This window comes from Aeromonas salmonicida (genome assembly GCF_028355655.1).
In the GTDB taxonomy this organism is placed as follows: domain Bacteria; phylum Pseudomonadota; class Gammaproteobacteria; order Enterobacterales; family Aeromonadaceae; genus Aeromonas; species Aeromonas salmonicida.
This window is the reverse complement of the sequence record NZ_CP110645.1, coordinates 2,696,862-2,714,680: the sequence shown is the minus strand read 5'-3', so window position 1 is coordinate 2,714,680 and position 17,819 is coordinate 2,696,862. Positions and strand designations below refer to the sequence as shown.

The window sequence follows — 17,819 nt, the reverse complement described above, 5'->3', positions numbered from 1 at the left end:
TCGGGCCATAAGGCGTATAACCACGCGCTTTACTGGTCTATTTAGCGAGCCCCTCCATGCAGCAAGTCGAGAAAATGCAGCCAACTCCTTTTTGGCAGGAAAAGACCCTGCAACAGATGACAGCTGCCGAGTGGGAGTCCCTGTGTGATGGCTGCGGCAAGTGCTGCCTGAACAAGCTGATCGATGAGGACACCGACGAACTGGTGTTCACCAACGTCGCCTGCGATCTGCTCAACACCAAGACCTGCCAATGTTCCGATTACGGCAACCGCTTCCAGAAAGAGCCCGATTGCCTGCAGATCACATTCGACAAGATTGCCGAGTATGACTGGCTGCCCTCGACCTGTGCCTACCGGTTGCTGGCCGAGGGGCAGACCCTGCCCGAATGGCATCCGCTGATCACTGGCAGTCGCTCCGCCATGCATCAGGCGGGACAGTCGGTGCGCGGCAAGGTGATACACGAAGCCCATGCCGGTGAGTGGATCGATCACATCATCACTTGGGCGAGTTGAACCCAGACCGACCAAGCCGTTATCCGGTCCACAGTGCTGTTGATATGCCGCAGGGGCAGGGGAGTCATACTCTTCTGCCCCTGCTGCTATCTGGCGGCTTGCCGCGAGCGATACACAGGCTTTGCCTCACCCTGGTCCTCTCTTGCGGGAGAGGGAACCGAGTGCGCTGTGCCTGTGCTCTGGTGGCCAGTCGATGGCGCTCGTTGCGGCTTTTCGCTTCACTGAAAAGAGGGAAGAGACGGGCAGGAGGGGGAGGGGAGAATCTACTACAGTCACTTCCGGGTGGAGGGAGAAGGCTGCCATATCCCTTTCGCGTTGATGCCTGCTGGCAAGCAGACATAAAAAAACCGGCGCCTGGGCGCCGGTTTTTAGTCACTGCGACTCTTGCTTACCAATAAGCGATTACAGAGAAGCGGTGAAGGTACGGGTGATGACGTCTTGCTGTTGCTCTTTGGTCAAAGAGTTGAAGCGAACGGCATAACCGGATACGCGGATGGTCAACTGCGGATATTTCTCCGGGTTTTCCATAGCGTCCAGCAGCATTTCACGGTTCATCACGTTAACGTTCAGGTGCTGACCACCTTCCAGGTTGGACTCGTGATGGAAGTAACCGTCCATCAGGCCAGCCAGGTTGGCTTTCTGGGATTCCATGTCTTTACCCAGGGCGTTCGGCACGATGGAGAAGGTATAGGAGATACCATCTTTGGCGTAAGCGAACGGCAGCTTGGCAACGGAAGTCAGGGAAGCAACGGCACCCTTCTGGTCACGACCGTGCATCGGGTTGGCACCCGGGCCAAACGGCGCGCCTGAGCGACGACCATCCGGGGTGTTACCGGTCTTCTTGCCATACACGACGTTGGAGGTGATGGTCAGTACGGACTGGGTCGCCACGGCGCCACGGTAGGTGTTCAGCTTCTGAATTTTCTTCATGAAGCGTTCAACCAGGTCACAGGCGATGTCATCGACGCGAGCGTCGTTGTTACCGAACTGCGGGTATTCGCCATCGATTTCGAAGTCGATGGCAACGCCATCTTCGTCACGAACCGGCTTGACCTTGGCATACTTGATGGCAGACAGGGAGTCAGCCGCAACAGACAGACCGGCGATGCCGCAAGCCATGGTGCGATAGACATCACGGTCGTGCAGCGCCATCAGGGAGGCTTCGTAGCTGTACTTGTCGTGCATGTAGTGGATGATGTTCAGGGCAGCCACGTACTGCTTGGCCAGCCAGTCCATGAAGTGATCCAGACGATCCATCACGTCGTTGTAGTCGAGGTACTCGCTCTTGACCATTTCGGTCTTGGGACCGATCTGGATTTTGAGTTTCTCGTCCATACCGCCGTTGATTGCATACAGCATGGTCTTGGCCAGGTTGGCACGGGCACCGAAGAACTGCATCTGTTTGCCGACGATCATCGGGGACACGCAGCAAGCGATGGCATAGTCATCGTTGTTGAAGTCCGGACGCATCAGATCGTCGTTCTCGTACTGAACGGAAGAGGTCTCGATAGATACCTTGGCGCAGTACTTCTTGAACCCGATTGGCAGCTGCTCGGACCACAGTATGGTCAGGTTCGGCTCAGGGGACGGGCCCATGGTGTACAGGGTGTTCAGCATACGGAAGCTGTTCTTGGTGACCAGGGTTCGGCCATCAACGCCCATACCAGCCAAGGTCTCGGTTGCCCACATGGGGTCGCCGGAGAACAGTGAATCGTATTCGGGAGTACGCAGGAAGCGAACCATACGCAGCTTCATGACCATGTGGTCCATCAGCTCCTGGGCTTCTTGCTCGGTGAGCACGCCTTTTTTCAGGTCACGCTCGATGTACACGTCCAGGAAGCTGGAGGTACGACCGAAGGACATGGCGGCACCGTTCTGGGACTTGACTGCCGCCAGGTAGGCGAAGTAGGTCCACTGTACGGCTTCTTTGGCGTTCTTGGCCGGTACTGAGATATCGCAGCCGTATTTGGCAGCCATGACCTTCATCTGTGCCAGGGCACGGTGCTGCTCGGAGATCTCTTCGCGCAGACGGATGGTGGCTTCCAGGTTGACGCCGTTTTCCAGATCAGCTTGCAGGGACTTGAACTGGGCCAGTTTGTCGGCCATCAGGAAGTCGATGCCGTACAGGGCAACACGACGGTAGTCACCGATGATACGGCCACGGCCGTAGGCATCCGGCAGACCGGTGATGACGCCGGACTTGCGGCAGTTCAGGATGTCCTTGGTGTAAACGTCGAACACGCCCTGGTTGTGAGTCTTGCGGTACTCGGTGAAGATCTTCTCGACCATGGGGTCAAGTTGACGACCGTACACTTCGCAAGAGGTCTTGACCATCTTGATACCGCCGTTGGCGATGATGGCGCGCTTGAGCGGCTTGTCGGTCTGCAGACCTACAATTTGCTCCAGGCTCTGATCGATATAGCCGGCATCGTGAGCGGTAATGGTGGAGGGCAGGTCGGTATCAAAATCGACCGGCGCATGGGTGCGGTTCTCGATCTTGATGCCTTCCATGACCTTGTCCCACAGCTTGGTGGTAGCTTCGGTCGCGCCAGCCAGGAAGGACTCGTCACCTTCATACGGGGTGTAGTTCTTCTGGATGAAGTCACGGGTGTTGACAGAGGTCTGCCATTCACCGGCCGCGAAGCCTTCCCATGCTTTTTGGAACTGTTCGTTAAGTTCTGCCATTTTCATTACCTCACACGGTATTGATGTAGTATCCCGCAATCATCCTTAATGATGACGACGGAAGATAAACCAGTAAGTCAGACCAACCATGACGCCACCACCAATGATATTACCTATGGTGACAGGAATGAGGTTGTGTAGGACGAAGTTGGATACGGTCAGATCGGCAAAGGTTGCCGGATCCTGGCCGATGGCCTGCCAAAATTCCGGGCCTGCGACGCTATGGATAGCGATACCGACCGGGATCATAAACATGTTTGCGATGCTGTGCTCGAAACCGGATGCCACGAACATGGCCACCGGGAGCAGCATGACCATCACCTTGTCGGTTGCACTGCGGGCACCGAAGGCCATCCACACGGCGAGACACACCATGAGGTTGCAGAGAATACCGAGGGCGAGGGCCTCGAAGAAGGTGTGGTGGATCTTGTGCTGAGCCACTTTCAGGGCATTGAGGCCCCATTGGCCATTTGCCGCCGTGTACTCGGCCGACATGATGATGAGCGCGACTATGATGAGACCGCCGATGAGGTTGCCGAAGTAGACCAGCCCCCAGTTCTTGAGCAGTTGACCCCAGGTGATGCGGTTGGCGGCCTTGGCCACCAGCGTCAGGGTCGTGGAGGTGAACAGCTCGGCGCCGAGCTGCACACACAGAATAAGACCGAGGGAGAAACAGAGGCCGCCGACCAGTTTGCTGAGGCCCCAGGCCACATCGCCGGCACCCGTGGTGACAGTGATGAAAAAGACAAACGCGATGGCGATGAAAGCGCCTGCTGTGATGGCAAGGGGGATGACCTTGTGTGCAGGCTTGGTAGCCTTGGCATAGGTGATGTCTTCTGCCAATGCTGCGATGGCTTCTGGCTTGAGACAATCAAAGGGAGATTCTGCTTTCAATTCTCATGTACCTGCTGTTTTGCCTGTGGAAATCATAACAAAGGGCCAGATCGTCAAAATTGACTCCGATCAAGAATTGCAGATTGTGAATGTAATTTTACTACAAATATTTGAGTCCTCTGGAAGCCGTTCTTTACACCAGGTTTCAGCTGAAACAGAAATGGTGCTTTTTTAATGCAATGATTTTAAAGAATTTCTTTGTCAAGCCATAAAACAGGCACTGGCAAGGCATCTTTGCATCCGTTCCGCATCATGCCCCCTTGGCTGCCAATCCCCTTAGGGGTATTTTTTGTTTTTTATTTCATCTTTGAATAACAAACCCCTCGCCAGGACGCCATATAACAGAAGGGGCCATCAAGGCCCCTTCAACAGACTATCACATCAGGCCCAGCTATGGGCTCGTTTGGCTTTTTGCAGTTTCTCGTAAGCGGCCAGCAGCTTCTGGTGCAGCGGGAACTGGGCGAGCGACAGATCCGCCGCCTCCAGTCCGTGGAAGCGGGCTTCACCGCGGGCGTTGGCCCAGGCATGGGCCAGGGTCTCTTCCCCGTACATGCGGGTAAAGACGGCGCGGTACTGCTCAGGATCACGCTCCTCGTCGATGAACAGCTCGACACAGGCGCGTAGCGCACGGTAATAGTTGGCGCGATCAGCCGGGAACACGGACTGGTTGAACTCCATGGTCCAGTCAATGAGATCCAGCGCCGTCTCCAGCTCACCGGCGGCCAGCGCCAGCATGGCTTTGAGCTCACCCACCCGCAGGGTGTGCAGGGCTGTGCCCTTGGCGGCGGCGATGCCGAGCAGCTCACGCACCCGGGTACGCTCGTCATGCCCTTCTTCATCCAGTTGATCGAACAACGCCATGTACTGCTCTGCATCCCACTCCAGGGACGGCAGTGCCAGGATCACTTCCCGCAGGTTGGCACCCATGTTGTTGTTGGCCAGCAGCAAGTCTTCGGCCGGGTAGATGTCGGACATGCCCGGCACCAGGATGCGGCAGGCGTAGACGCCCAGATGCTCATAGTCGGCGATGTAGACCGGCTGCTCCAGCTCGTGGAAGATGCCGATCAGGTGGTCGAACTCCTCCTGGGAGGTGCCGCGGAAATCCCAGTCAGCAAACTCGAAGTCCGTATCCTGCTTGAACAGATCCCAGCTGATGAGGCCGGAGGAGTCGATGAAGTGGGTTTCCAGATTATGGTGATCCGCCACCTGCTCATTGTCGAATGACGGCGGCACGAACACGTCCAGATCCTTCAAACCACGGCCTTGCAGCAGCTCGGTGACGGTTCGCTCGAAGGCCACTTCGAAGCGCGGGTGGGCGCCGAAGGAGGCAAAGCAGGTGCCATTGCTCGGATTGAGCAGCACCACGCAGATGACCGGATAACGGCCGCCCAGGGAGGCATCGAAGCTGTAGATGGGGAAACCTTCGGCTTCGAGCGCGGCGATGGAGGCGGCAATCCCGGGGTAACGGGCAATCACCTCGTCCGGGATCAGTGGCAGGCTCAGGGCCTCGGCGATGATCTTGTTCTTCACGTGGCGCTCGAACACCTCGGAGAGTGCCTGAGTGCGGGCCTCGGTGCGGGTGTTGCCGGCGCTCATGCCGTTGGAGACATAGAGGTTGCCGATGATGTTCATCGGGATATAGACGGTCTCGTGGTCAGACTGACGCTCGAAGGGCAGGGCGACGATGCCGCGCTCCTCGTTGTTTGACTGCAGATCCACCAGCATGTCGGCTGTGACTTCACCGTCCGGGTTGTAGAACTTGCGGGTGAAGGGGTCGAGCAGACCGGCCGGGAACTGGTCACCCTCGATGGGGAACCACTTCTCGTTCGGGTAGTGAACGAAATCACCGTTCGCCACCTGCTCGCCCAGATAGAAGTCGGCGAAGAAGTAGTTGGTGGAGAGGCGTTCGAAATATTCGCCAAGGGCGGAGGCGAGAGCCGCCTTCTTGCTGGCACCCTTGCCGTTGGTGAAACAGAGGGCGCACTCCTTGTCCCGGATGTGCACGGACCAGACATTGGGCACAGGGTTGAGCCAGGAGGCCTCTTCAATATCAAACCCCAGGGCTTGCAGCTTGGTCTGGAAACGGTCGATGGAGTCTTCCAGTGCCGCGTCCTTGCCGGGAATAAAAGTGTGGTCGGTCATCACAATATCCTGATTTTTATTGGCTCATGTTTGGCCGCAGATAATAGCAGGGGTCAGCCCGTTTGGCAGGCAAAAAACAGGATTGGAACCCGGGAGCCCCTGTGTTGATCCCGCGCCAACCTTGCGCAAGAAGCTGGGGGATACCCGCTTGGCGGCCAAGGCAGCGGCGGGCTGGCGGATATTGCAGCGAACGGCACAGAATATTGCGCAATTCGACTTGCACCTGCCGTCACAATCCGTAATGTGGACAGACGCATTTTTCGCAACACGTATTTTGTAATCTACTTGTGAACGGCCCGCGTCGGACAAGGGGTTACGGGTTTCAATACACAGTTTCTATAACAGCTATCCAGGGTAGGACATTATGAAAAAAGTAGGTTTGGTCGGTTGGCGTGGCATGGTGGGCTCGGTATTGATGAGCCGGATGCAGGAAGAGAAGGATTTTGCCCGTATTCAACCCACCTTCTTCACCACCTCCCAGGCCGGTGAGGCCGCCCCCAACTTCGGTGTGGATGCCGGTACCTTGCAGGATGCCTTCGATATCGCGGCGCTGGCCAAGCAGGATATCATCATCACGGCGCAAGGCGGCGACTACACCAAGGATGTCTATCCCCGCCTGAAGGCTGCTGGCTGGCAAGGTTACTGGATTGACGCCGCCTCCTCCCTGCGGATGGAAAAAGACGCCGTCATCATACTGGATCCGGTCAACGGTGACGTCATCGAACAGGCGCTGGACAAGGGGCTCAAGACCTTCGTCGGCGGCAACTGCACCGTCAGTCTGATGCTGCTGGCCCTGGGTGGCCTGTTCAAGGCCGATCTGGTGGAGTGGGTCAGTGTGGCGACCTATCAGGCTGCATCGGGCGGTGGCGCGCGTCACATGCGCGAGCTGGTCACCCAGATGGGCCTGCTGCGCGACGAAGTGGCGGTGGAGCTGGCGGATCCCGCCTCTGCCATCCTCGACATAGAGCGCAAGATCACCGAGAAGACCCGCTCCGGCACCTTGCCGGTGGACAACTTCGGCGTGCCGCTGGCCGGTGGCCTCATCCCCTGGATTGACACCAAGCTCGACAACGGCCAGAGCCGCGAAGAGTGGAAGGGCCAGGCCGAGACCAACAAGATCCTGGGGATCGAAGATGCCGCCATTCCGGTGGATGGTCTGTGCGTGCGGATCGGTGCCCTGCGTTGCCACAGCCAGGCCTTTACCATCAAACTCAAAAAAGACGTGCCGCTGGCGGAGATCGAAGCCCTGCTGGCTGCCCACAATGACTGGGTGAAAGTGATCCCCAACGATCGCGACATCACCGCCCGCGAGCTGACACCGGCCGCCGTCACCGGTACCCTCAGCATTCCGGTCGGGCGTCTGCGCAAGCTCAACATGGGCCCGGAATACCTGGCCGCCTTCACCGTGGGTGACCAGCTGCTGTGGGGCGCCGCCGAGCCCCTGCGCCGCATGCTCAACATACTGCTAGCCCGTGGCTGAAGTTGATAGACAATGGATAACGAAAGGACAGGGGGCTCAGGCCCCCTGTTTTTTTGCCTCTTTTTGATATCTACGCTGTGTGCCAGCCAGGGCTATGTCGGCTGTGTTGCCCTTTGTATTGACACCGACAGTTTTGTTATTAAGTGAACGGGTAGCATCACTTCGCAACCCATTATTTTTCTCTGGCTCAATAGCCATGTTTCACTATTTTCATGCAGTATCCGTTCACGGCCTGAGTTGCCGAAAGCAGGGATGATTCATCTTTATTTGAAATAATGGACGGGCTGGCCGCTATTAAGCTACGGCCCTTGTTATCTTATGGTTTGTTACAAATGAAGGCGCCCGCAGGATATCCCTCAAGACTCCGATTGATTACACTGGCGGCCTTGGCCCCTCGTGCCCGCCTGTATGCCGATATGTCACCACGAAACTATGCATCCATGTGGCTGTCAGTGAGGCGAGGGCGTGCTGATCAGGCACCATGGCCAGATATCACTGCGGATAAGCAGATAAATTGCGGCGCAGCTGGCGACTGATATGAATATGAAATAAGTGCAACAACAGAAAACAATAATAATGTTCAGGCTTGAGAATTGGGACATAACATGAGAGTCGTGTGGAGTGTATTGTATTTCTTCAGTGTTGTTGCCCTGGCTGGCCCAGAGCTGGTCAAGGAGCAGAAAAAGGGCAGCAATCCGCTGATCGTCCCTTATCAGCAATATCGGCTGGATAATGGCCTGACGGTGATCCTGACGCCGGATCACTCCGATCCTCTAGTCTATGTAGAGATGAATTATCGGGTCGGGTTGGCCGAAGAGGCGCCGGGCCAGTCCGGTATGGCTCACCTCTTTGAACACATGATGTTTCAGGGCTCAGCCCACGTGGGGAAGCTGGGGCATACCCGTCTGTTGCAACAGGTGGGGGGGCGTGGCATCAACGGGCTGACGACGCGGGATCAGACCCGCTATTACCAGACGGTGCCGGCCAACCAGTTGGAAAAAGTGCTCTGGCTGGAGTCGGATCGGATGGGATTTCTGCTAGATAACCTCTATCAGCAGAAGTTTGATGCCAAGCGTGACGTCGCCAAAAACGAGCGCGCCGAGTTTGTCGACGGGCCAGCCTATGGTCGGGTGCCTGAGGTGCTGAATCGGACCCTTTATCCACCCAATCACCCCTACTTCAATACGCCATTCGGGCGAGTCGAGGATCTGGATCGTCTCACTCTGGAGGATGTACGCCAGTTCTTCCTGCGCTGGTATGGCCCCAACAACGCCACTCTGGTGATAGGTGGCGATATCCAGCCGGCGCAAACCCTGGCCTGGGTCGAACGGTATTTCGGCACCCTGCCTGCAGGCCCCAAGCTGTCCCGTTCAGTGACCAGGCCTGTTGCCCTGAAAAAGAGCCGCTACCGCACTCTGGTTGATCAGGTCACTGAGCCCATGCTGGTGCTGGCCTATCCCACCGTCTCTGCCCGGGAACCCGGCTTTGAAGCCCTGGACCTGCTGGCCGACCAATTGGGTGGCTCAGCCAGTGGCGTGCTGCAACAGCAGCTGCAACAAAGTGGCAAGCTGGTATCTGTCTTTGCCAACCATGAGTGCGGTGTGCTCGCCTGCATGCTGGTGATCAGGGCGATCCCCAATCTGGCGCAGGGGGCGGAGCTTGGGCCCATCAAGAACGAAATAGACAATGTCATCGCCCATTTTGCTCGGGATGGGGCCTCCAAAGCCCAGATCGACCACTCGGCCAATGCCTTGCGTGCCGATCTCATCTGGTCGCTCGACAGCGTGGCCGGCAAGGCCGAGCAGTTGAGCACCGGGCATAGCCTGTTTCAGGATCCCAATTATTTTCATCGCTATCTCGAGCGAATAGCCAGGGTAACCCCCGCCGATCTGCAGCGGGTGCTGCAACGTTATGTACTGCAAAAACCCAGGGTGGTGCTGAGCGTAGTGCCCGGGGATCACCTCGAATGGCAGGCAGGCCCGGCCAATTTTGTCGAGCCGCCCCCCTTGCCACCGACCTTGTCCCACACCCGGCTGGCCCCTCGTCTTGTCGAAGAAACTCTCGACAGGCGCAAGATGCCCGCAAGTGGCGGGGCTCTGGCGGTGCCCATACCGACTCTGTGGCAAGCGAGCCTGGGGGATAGGGTCTCACTGCTCGGCCACTACAGCGACGAGGTGCCGGCCTTTGCCATGAGCATACATTGGCCCGGCGGACGCAGGGCCGAGCCGGATGGCAAGGCCGGACTGGCGGAGCTGACAGCCGGCATGCTCTTTCAGGGCAGTGAGCGTTGGCAGCTTGCCTCCATTGAGGAGCGAGTGCGTCAGTTGGGCGCCAGACTCAGTTTTGGTCATGACGGTAGCCACAGCACTGTCTGGATACAGGGCGTGACCTCCCACTTTGACGAGACGCTGGCCCTGGTGCGGGAGCTGCTGCTTCAGCCGGCCTTGCGCCCGACGGACTTCCAGCGCATCAAGCTCGAGACCCGGCAATGGCTGAAACAACAGGCAAGGGATCCGCAGTGGCAGGCCGACCAGCAGTTTTATGCGCTGATCGACGGACTGGCCAGGGTGCCGGATCCGCAGGCCCAGTGGCAGACGCTGACCCTGGATGACGTGCGAGCCTTCTATCACTCCGTGTATCGCAGCGGTGAGGCCCGGGTCGTAGTGAGCGGCGATCTGGCGCAGGAGAAGGTGATGAGTGCACTCTCTTTTCTGGTTGAGCCAGAGGGGCAGTCGCCCACTTTGCAGCCTCTCGGGTTTACCGGCCAGCAGGCCAGACGCGCCATCTATCTGGTGGACAATCCCGGTGCCAGCCAGAGCCTTGTTCGCATGGGCCGTCGTGCCATGGCGAGCGATGCGGTTGGTGAGCAGTTTCTGGCCCGGTTGATGAATGCTTCCTTGACGGATCGTCTTCATATTCGGCTGCGGGAAGAGCTGGGGTATACCTATGGCATCCACCCCTCATTCAATGGCAACAGCAAGGCGGGTCATTTCTTGCTGGAGAGCAGTGTGCGCACCGACGTCACCCGGGCCGCCTTGCAGCAGATCTTGCAGGAGCTCGATAAATACCAGCGGCAGGGCCCCACCCGGCTGGAGGTGCGAACCCTGCGTGAAGGTGTGCTCAACCGCCAGGCGCTGGATTACGAGACACTGCCCCAGGAGGTGGATTACATGTTGCCCATCTTGCTGGATAAGTGGCCGCAAAATTACGTGGAGCAGCGGGTGCAGGCGGTCAGCCAGCTGTCGGCGTTGACCCTGAGAGACCTTGCCCGGCGCTGGCTCGATCCCGATGACATGGTGATAGTGGTCGTGGGGGATGCCAAGATACTGGCCCCTGAACTCGCGACCTTGGGCTGGCCGGTGCAGAGGGTGGCGCTCGGTTTCTGACATCCACTGTTGGTTCGCCAAGCCATCACCTCGTGCCGGCAGGTCAGGCAGCCATAAAAGAGCCCGCCCCATCACAGCGATGGGGCGGGCTCTTTGTACGTCAGATTGTCTGCCAGCCGTAAAAGCTAGCCTTTGTCCGTCAGACGAGGGCCAGCGCCGCCGCCAGATCGGCGATCAGATCGTCGGCGTCCTCCACGCCAATGCTGAAGCGGATGAGATCGTCATTCACCCCGGCGGCGAGACGGCTCGCTTCGTCCATGGCGGCGTGAGTGGTGCTGGCCGGATGGCAGGCCAGGCTCTCGAGATCGCCGAGGCTCACCGCCTGCACGAACAGTTGCAGGTTGTCGAGCAGGGTGGCGCAGCGCGCAAAGCCCCCTTCCAGCTCGATACTGATCATGCCGCCAAAGCCGCTGGAGAAGGCGCCGAGGGCATCGTGGCCCGGGTGGTTGGCAAGGCCCGGGTAGATCACCTTCTTCACTGCCGGGTGAGCGGCCAGGAAGTCGGCCACTTTCTGCGCGTTGTGCAGGTGGGCATCCATGCGCAGGGGCAGGGTCTTGACTCCGCGCTGCAGCAGGTAAGCCTCCTGCGGGCCTATGGGGGAGCCGATGTGCTTGAGCGCCACTGTGCGGATGGATTTCATCAGCGCGTGGGAGCCGGCCACTACCCCGGCGATGATGTCGCCGTGGCCGCCCAGATATTTGGTGCCGCTGTGCATCACTATGTCGATACCAAGCTCGAGCGGGCGCAACAGATAGGGGGTGAGGAAGGTGTTGTCACACACGCTGATGGCGCCCACCTTGCGGGCCGCCTGCACCACGATGCGTGGATCCACCACCTTGAGGGTGGGGTTGGTCAGGGTTTCGAAGAGTACCACCTTGGTGGCGGGACGAATGTTGGCCAGCAGATCCTGATCGCTCTCGTAGGCGGTCACCTTGATGCCGGCGCGGCTGAAGGTTTGCTTCAAGAAGGCATCTGTGCCGCCGTAGAGCGGACCTATGTAGGCCACCTCATCGCCGCTGTCGGCCAGGGCATACATGATGGCGCTCACCGCCGCCATGCCGCTTGCCACCACCAGCGCCTCGTCGGCGCCCTCAAGGGCTGCCAGTTTTTGCTCCAGCTCGGCTGTGGTGGGATTGCCAAAGCGGCTATAGATGAAGCCGGGGGCCTGACCCGCGAAACGCTCCTTGCCCGCCTGGGCATTGAAGTAGCTGAAGGTGCTGCTCTGGTAGAGGGGGGTGGTGAGGGCGCCGGTCTGGGGATCGATCCGTTGGCCGCTGTGCACGCTCATTGTCTTGAATTTCATTCTATTACTCCGTCATTGCCAGGCTGTGGCTTAACTGCTTGTGTCATCCGGGTGGCGGGACGCCGCGGCGTCCCCCGTTTAATAGGTATGGCAGAGTCAGGCTGGCTGCGGTTCGCGCCGCTCGCTGCTTGTCGTTTGTCCGCCGGCCATCTGTTCGTTGGCCGAAGCCGGGTCGGCGGTATAGTGGCGCGCCGCCACATCCGGGTGAGAGCGCAACCGTCCTTTCAGCACGTTTTCCCCCACCTGATAGAAGAGCGGGTTGGCGGGGTCGCTCTCGGGGCCTTGCGCCTGCGCCGCCAGACTCGGCGACAGGGTCAACAGCGGCACTGTGGCATCGAGCCGCGCCGCCATAAAGAAGGCGCAGGAGAGGCGCGATACCCCCGGCGGCGGGCTCACCACCCGGTGCAGGGTGGCCTTGAGGTAGCCGTTGGAAGCCAGCTCAAGCAACTCGCCGATGTTGACCACCAGGGCCCCCGGCAGGGGCGGCGCCGGGGTCCAGCCCGCCGCCGTCTCCACCTCAAGCCCGGAGTGATCGTCCTGCATCACCAGGGTCAGGTAGCCGGGATCCTTGTGGGCGCCCACTCCCTGGCTGCTGCTACCTGCTTCGCGCCCCGGATAGTGGATGAGCTTCATGTGCTGGTAGGGCTTGCCGCGAATGCTGGCATCGAACACTCCTTGCGGCTGCGCCAGCACCTCGGCGAAGGCGTCGAGCAGGGTGAGGGTGATGTCGCTCAGCCGTTCCTGCCAGGCCAGCAGCTGCGCTTTCATCTCGGGCAGGGCGGCAGGCCACTGGTTGGGGCCTATCAGCCGCTGCCAGGGGGCATGGATCTCGTCCTCTGCCAGCGCAGGTGCCTCATTCATGATGTCGAACTGCTCGCGCCGGTCCGGCCGTTGGCGGGTGAGTTCGGCGCCCACCTGGTTGTAACCGCGAAAATGGGGGGAGTGTACCATCTGCACTGCCCGTTTTTCCTGCTCCGGCAGGGCGAAGAAACGGGCCGCCAGCGCCAGGGTCTCTTTCTGCTGAGTCTCGCTCAGGCCATGGCCTGTCAGATAGAAAAAGCCGATGTCGCGGGCCGCCCGGCCAAGCTTGGCCAGCATCTGGCGACGAGCCTCGGGGTCGCCACCAAGGGCGGCAAGAGCGATGATCGGCAGTGGTGAATGTTCCATGTGCACCTCCTCATTTTCTGAGTACCGGGGCTTTCCCGACGACTCAGTGCAAACATGACAGCGCGGGTCGGTGGTGACACACCGGGCCGACCGGTAAAGATGGCGCCATTTGGATTGAGGGTGATGCTACTGTTCGGCGTTATAAGACGGAAACAACAAATTATTCTTAGTTATATACAAAAATCGAAATAGAATTCGATGTCCATTCGAGTGGGTGTTTATTGAGCGGTTAACGGGGCTGTGTTCCGACTGTCCCATCAGCGCAGCAGGCCCCCGGCTATCGGAGACGAGAAACAAGAAGGGAGGCTGATGCCTCCCTTCTTGTTGTGTGCTTTGAGCAGGGATCAGGCAATGGCCTGATCGGTGAGGGTGCTCAGTTGCCCACTCAGTAGCCCAGAGTAAAGCGTTGGCGCAGGTGGGCCGGTTTTTCCACCTCGTTCAGCACGCCATCGGCCAGATCGCCGACCGTGATCCCGGCAGGCTTGTCACCGCTAAAGAGCACCTGATCGCCACCGAGGTGATAGCCACCGCGCTTGTCGCCGGGTTCGAGGAACACGGGTGGGGAGACGAAACGCCAGTCGAGGGTGGTTTCACGGCGCAGGGCGGTGAGACCGTCGCGGGCCGCCAGTGCGCCCTGTTTCCACTCGGCCGGGAAGTCCGGGGTATCCACCAGCTGTACGCCGGGGGCGACTTCCAGACTGCCGGCACCACCGACCACCAGCAACCAGCTGGGGGCGGTCACGGCCGCCGCGACTATGGCTTTGGCCCCTTTGAGGTACTGGTCGTAGATGTCCGGTGCGGTCCAGCCCGGGTTGTAGGCGCTGATCACCCTGTCGTGCCCCTTGAGCACCTCGGCCAGTGCCTGTGGGTTCTGGGCATCTACCGCCACGGCGGTGACCTGCGGGTGGGCAGCGACTTTGCTGACATCGCGGACGATGGCGGTGACGTGATGGCCGCGGCTGACGGCTTCATTGAGGATGGCTGTACCGACAAAACCGCTGGCACCGATCAGGGCAATTTTCATGGGTGATTCTCCTTCACTGTTGGAATGGGGCTATCCTACTCCGCCAAATGTGATTTAATAATCGACTATAAAATTGATTCACTTGTAAGCTGGATTTAATAATGGAACAGCTCAGACGTTACGCCATCTTCGCCGCCGTGGTAGAGGCGGGCAGCATGACGGGTGCCGCCAAGGCCCTTGGCATGACCCCCTCCGCCGTCAGTCAGCATATCAGCCAGCTGGAGAGCCTGCTCGGCCTCACCCTGCTGCACCGTTCCACCCGTCGCCTCAACCTGACCGAGGCGGGGGAAGTGGTGTGGCAGGGGTGCCAGTCGCTGCAACAGACGCTGAACCAGACCGAGCTGCGCCTCTCCGAGGTGCGCGACAGCCTGCTCGGCGAGGTGCGGATCACTGCGCCCGTGGGGATGGCGGGCCAGCCGCTGGCGCGGGCCTTGTCGCCCCTGTTGCAGGCCCATCCCGGCCTGTGCATCCAGATCATCGCCGACGACGAGAAGCGGGATCTCATCGCCGAGCGCATCGACGTGGCGCTACGGGTCGGTACCCTGTCCGACTCCAGCCTGGTGGCGCGCAAGCTGGGCCAGACCCGTATGCTGCTGTGTGCCTCGCCCGCCTATCTGGCGCGCAAGGGCACCCCGCGCAGTCCGGCAGATCTGCTTGAACACGACTGGCTGGCGGCGGACATGCTGAGCGGGGGCCTGACCTTCTTCGACGACAAGGGACAGGGTCACAAGGTCAAACCCAAGCCCAGGGTGGTGTGCAACAACGTGCTGCCGCTGCGCCAGTTCACCCTGGCGGGGCAGGGGGTCTCGCTACAACCCGAGGGGGAAATCGCCGAGGATCTCGCCCAGGGTCGGCTGCTGGAGCTGCTGCCGGGCTTTCGGGTGCCGCCCATGGAGATCCATGCCATCACCCCGCAGCGGGAGATCCCGGAGAAGGTGCGGCGGGTGATCACGGCCCTGCGCAGCCACTTCGCCGAGCCTCCGGGGGCCGTGCCGGCGCGCCCCTGAGCCGGGTGGTAACTATCTCGTCCCGACTTGCAAACACAGAGGGCAGCCTGTTGGCTGCCCTCTGTCATTCGCCTTGATCCCGGCGCTATTTCATATAGAGGCCGCCGTTGATGGCCAGGGTTTCCCCCGTGATATAGGCGCCCGCTTCGCTTGCGAGGAAGGCCACGGCAGCGGCGATCTCCTCCGGCTTGGCGAGGCGACGCATGGGAATGTCGGCCTTGATGCTGTCGAGGATATCGCTGCGGATCGCCTCCACCATGGGGGTGGCTGTGTAACCGGGGGCGATGGCGTTGACCGTGACTCCGAAGCGGGCTCCTTCCGCCGCCAGCGCCTTGGTAAAGCCCAGCATGCCCGCCTTGGCCGCCGAGTAGTTGACCTGACCGAACTGTCCCTTCTGGCCGTTGACCGAGGAGATGTTGATGATGCGGGCATCGCGCTGCTCGCACATGGCGTCGAACAGCGGCTGGGTCACGTTGTAGAGGCTGCACAGATTGGTGTGGATCACCTCGAACCACTGCTCTGGCGCCATGCGCTTGAAGGCGCCATCCCGGGTGATGCCTGCGTTGTTGACCAGCACGTCCACCCGGCCCTCGTCTTGCAACAGGCGACCCAGGGTTTCACGGCACATGGCGGTGTCGGCCACGTCCAGCGGCAGCAGCCGCACCTGATCCGGTCGATAGCCCTGCTCCCCGTACCAGTCGTGGGCCGCCGCACTGTTGCCGCTGGAGTGGGTGGCGATGATGCGATACCCCTGAGCCAGCAAGGCAGTGGTGATGGCGGATCCGATGCCGCCACGGGCTCCGGTGATCAAGGCAATTTTTTTCATCTTGGCTCTCCCTGAAAAAGATTCGAACGAGGACTTTATGGGCTTTCAAATCTAATTGATATATTTGTTTTCAAACAATCTGACAGGGAAACGCGTCACTTTTGTGACAGTCTGACAACCTGGCTTGACGGCCTCGTTGAAGGCATAGGTGAGAGCGCGGGGTTGAGCCACAAACAGGGCGTGCGCTGTTCGCCGGTGGCCGCAGACCACTTGCCGCCGGGGCAGCGGCCATGTTTAATGTGGCCACTTGGGCGAGCGTGCCCCTCTGCTGGCAGCGATCCCGACCACTCAATGACACCGACCTTCCCCCTCGGATCCCCTGGCCCTGCGCCACAGGCGAGCGCCCATTTCACCCGCATCGAGCGGGTGCTCGACTACATCCACGGGCATCTGGATCAGCCATTGTCGCTGGAGCAGCTGGCCGAGCAGAGCTGCTGGTCGCGCTGGCAGTTGCAGCGGGTCTTCCTGCACGAGACAGGGCAGACGGTGGCCCACTATGTGCGCGAGCTCAAGCTGAGTCTGGCGGCGGAGGCGCTGCTCACGAGCCGCCAGCGGGTGCTGGATCTGGCGCTGAACTACGGATTTGGTTCCGAGGTGAGCTTCAGCCGTGCCTTCAAGCAGCAGTTCGGCTGCTCGCCGCTGGCCTATCGCAAACGTGGTCTGCGGCTGGGGTTGCGCACCCCGCTGGTGCGAGCGCCTATGCCGCTTGCCAATACTCCCCGACTGGTGCAGGTAAGGGTCGAGAGCCAGCCGGGTTTCATGCTGCAGGGGGTCAAGGGACTGATCCGCGGGCTCTTTGCCAGCTCGCCCGATTTTCAGCAGACGGTGCCCGCCATCTGGCGTGCCTTGCGCAGTGCTGGCGGCCTGGACAGGGCCTGCGATCTGATCGGCGTGGTAGATGTGTCAGGGGCGGGGGAGCAGCTGGCCTACTGGGCGGGCGTGGCGGCAGAGGAGGGGAGAGAGCCGCCGAGCGGGCTGGCTCGTCTGGCCATCCCGCCCCAGGAGTACGCCGTGCTTACCCACGTCGGCCCCATCAGCCAGCTGGGGCAGACCCTCAACTGGTTTATCCTGCACTGGCTGCCAACCTCGGGTTATCGGGGGCTGGATGGTTTCGAGCTGGAGCGTTACACCCCCGACTTCGATGGCCAACAGCCTTATGCCCGCATGGAGTACTGGTTGCCCATCGCGCCCCGCTAGGGCTGAACCCCGTTAGCCGTTTAGCGGCAGGGTGCCCATCCCTTGGCCTGCATCACGCAGGGGGACGTCCCGCCATTGACCGCCATCTCATCACAGCCTTCCCTCAGAAAAGATAGCCATTTGAATTCAATGCTTTTTTCCATCGACATGGCAGGTCGTCGTATGGGGCTTGCCTTGTCCCTCTTTTGCCGTTTTT

At 60.0% G+C, this 17,819-nt stretch carries 12 protein-coding genes; 5 read left to right on the top strand and 7 right to left on the bottom strand.

Translation table 11 applies throughout. The features are described 5' to 3' along the window. The first annotated feature begins 74 nt into the window (after positions 1–74). Positions 75–512: a YcgN family cysteine cluster protein gene (locus ONZ54_RS12855; protein WP_005310910.1), complete on the top strand. Its 438-nt coding sequence runs from the start codon at positions 75–77 to the stop codon at positions 510–512. A 402-nt stretch (positions 513–914) separates the two neighbouring features. Here ONZ54_RS12855 and pflB read toward each other — a convergent pair whose 3' ends face one another. The 3 genes from pflB to ycaO all read right to left on the bottom strand — a co-directional run bounded on the left by pflB (position 915) and on the right by ycaO (position 6,233). Further along, complete coding sequence (pflB, locus tag ONZ54_RS12850) at positions 915–3,197, bottom strand: formate C-acetyltransferase (RefSeq protein WP_005310911.1); 2,283 nt, start codon at positions 3,195–3,197, stop codon at positions 915–917. Between the two features lie 45 nt (positions 3,198–3,242). Then, on the bottom strand, positions 3,243–4,091 hold the full coding sequence (gene focA, locus ONZ54_RS12845) for a formate transporter FocA (RefSeq protein WP_271786347.1): 849 nt from the start codon (positions 4,089–4,091) through the stop codon (positions 3,243–3,245). Between the two features lie 381 nt (positions 4,092–4,472). Next, the gene (gene ycaO / locus ONZ54_RS12840; protein ID WP_271786346.1) at positions 4,473–6,233 is read right to left on the bottom strand and encodes a 30S ribosomal protein S12 methylthiotransferase accessory factor YcaO; all 1,761 of its coding nucleotides are present in this window, start codon (positions 6,231–6,233) and stop codon (positions 4,473–4,475) included. Positions 6,234–6,597: 364 nt separating this feature from the next. Between ycaO and asd the strand changes: the two genes are divergently transcribed. Together asd and ONZ54_RS12830 are read left to right on the top strand one after the other, a co-directional pair. Continuing rightward, positions 6,598–7,713, top strand: coding sequence for an aspartate-semialdehyde dehydrogenase (gene asd, locus ONZ54_RS12835; protein ID WP_125602200.1), 1,116 nt, complete (start codon positions 6,598–6,600; stop codon positions 7,711–7,713). Positions 7,714–8,318: 605 nt separating this feature from the next. Continuing rightward, positions 8,319–11,099, top strand: a complete 2,781-nt coding sequence (locus ONZ54_RS12830) for a M16 family metallopeptidase (protein WP_271786345.1) — start codon at positions 8,319–8,321, stop codon at positions 11,097–11,099. Between the two features lie 139 nt (positions 11,100–11,238). Here ONZ54_RS12830 and ONZ54_RS12825 read toward each other — a convergent pair whose 3' ends face one another. From ONZ54_RS12825 to ONZ54_RS12815, 3 genes are all read right to left on the bottom strand, one after another. Beyond that, positions 11,239–12,402: a trans-sulfuration enzyme family protein gene (locus ONZ54_RS12825; protein WP_125729496.1), complete on the bottom strand. Its 1,164-nt coding sequence runs from the start codon at positions 12,400–12,402 to the stop codon at positions 11,239–11,241. Positions 12,403–12,498: 96 nt separating this feature from the next. After that, positions 12,499–13,569: an isopenicillin N synthase family dioxygenase gene (locus ONZ54_RS12820; protein ID WP_271786344.1), complete on the bottom strand. Its 1,071-nt coding sequence runs from the start codon at positions 13,567–13,569 to the stop codon at positions 12,499–12,501. A gap of 385 nt (positions 13,570–13,954) precedes the next feature. Then, positions 13,955–14,593, bottom strand: a complete 639-nt coding sequence (locus ONZ54_RS12815) for an NAD(P)-dependent oxidoreductase (RefSeq protein ID WP_271786343.1) — start codon at positions 14,591–14,593, stop codon at positions 13,955–13,957. Between the two features lie 101 nt (positions 14,594–14,694). On the opposite strand from ONZ54_RS12815, the gene ONZ54_RS12810 reads away from it, so the two are divergent. Then, the gene (locus tag ONZ54_RS12810; RefSeq protein WP_271786342.1) at positions 14,695–15,600 is read left to right on the top strand and encodes a LysR family transcriptional regulator; all 906 of its coding nucleotides are present in this window, start codon (positions 14,695–14,697) and stop codon (positions 15,598–15,600) included. An 85-nt stretch (positions 15,601–15,685) separates the two neighbouring features. On the opposite strand, the gene ONZ54_RS12805 is transcribed toward ONZ54_RS12810, so the two are convergent. Beyond that, a complete protein-coding gene (locus tag ONZ54_RS12805) occupies positions 15,686–16,426 on the bottom strand; it encodes an SDR family oxidoreductase (protein WP_042869918.1) in 741 nt (246 codons plus the stop codon). Positions 16,427–16,717: 291 nt separating this feature from the next. Between ONZ54_RS12805 and ONZ54_RS12800 the strand changes: the two genes are divergently transcribed. Continuing rightward, a complete protein-coding gene (locus ONZ54_RS12800) occupies positions 16,718–17,623 on the top strand; it encodes an AraC family transcriptional regulator (protein WP_271786341.1) in 906 nt (301 codons plus the stop codon). The last annotated feature ends 196 nt before the right edge of the window (positions 17,624–17,819 follow it).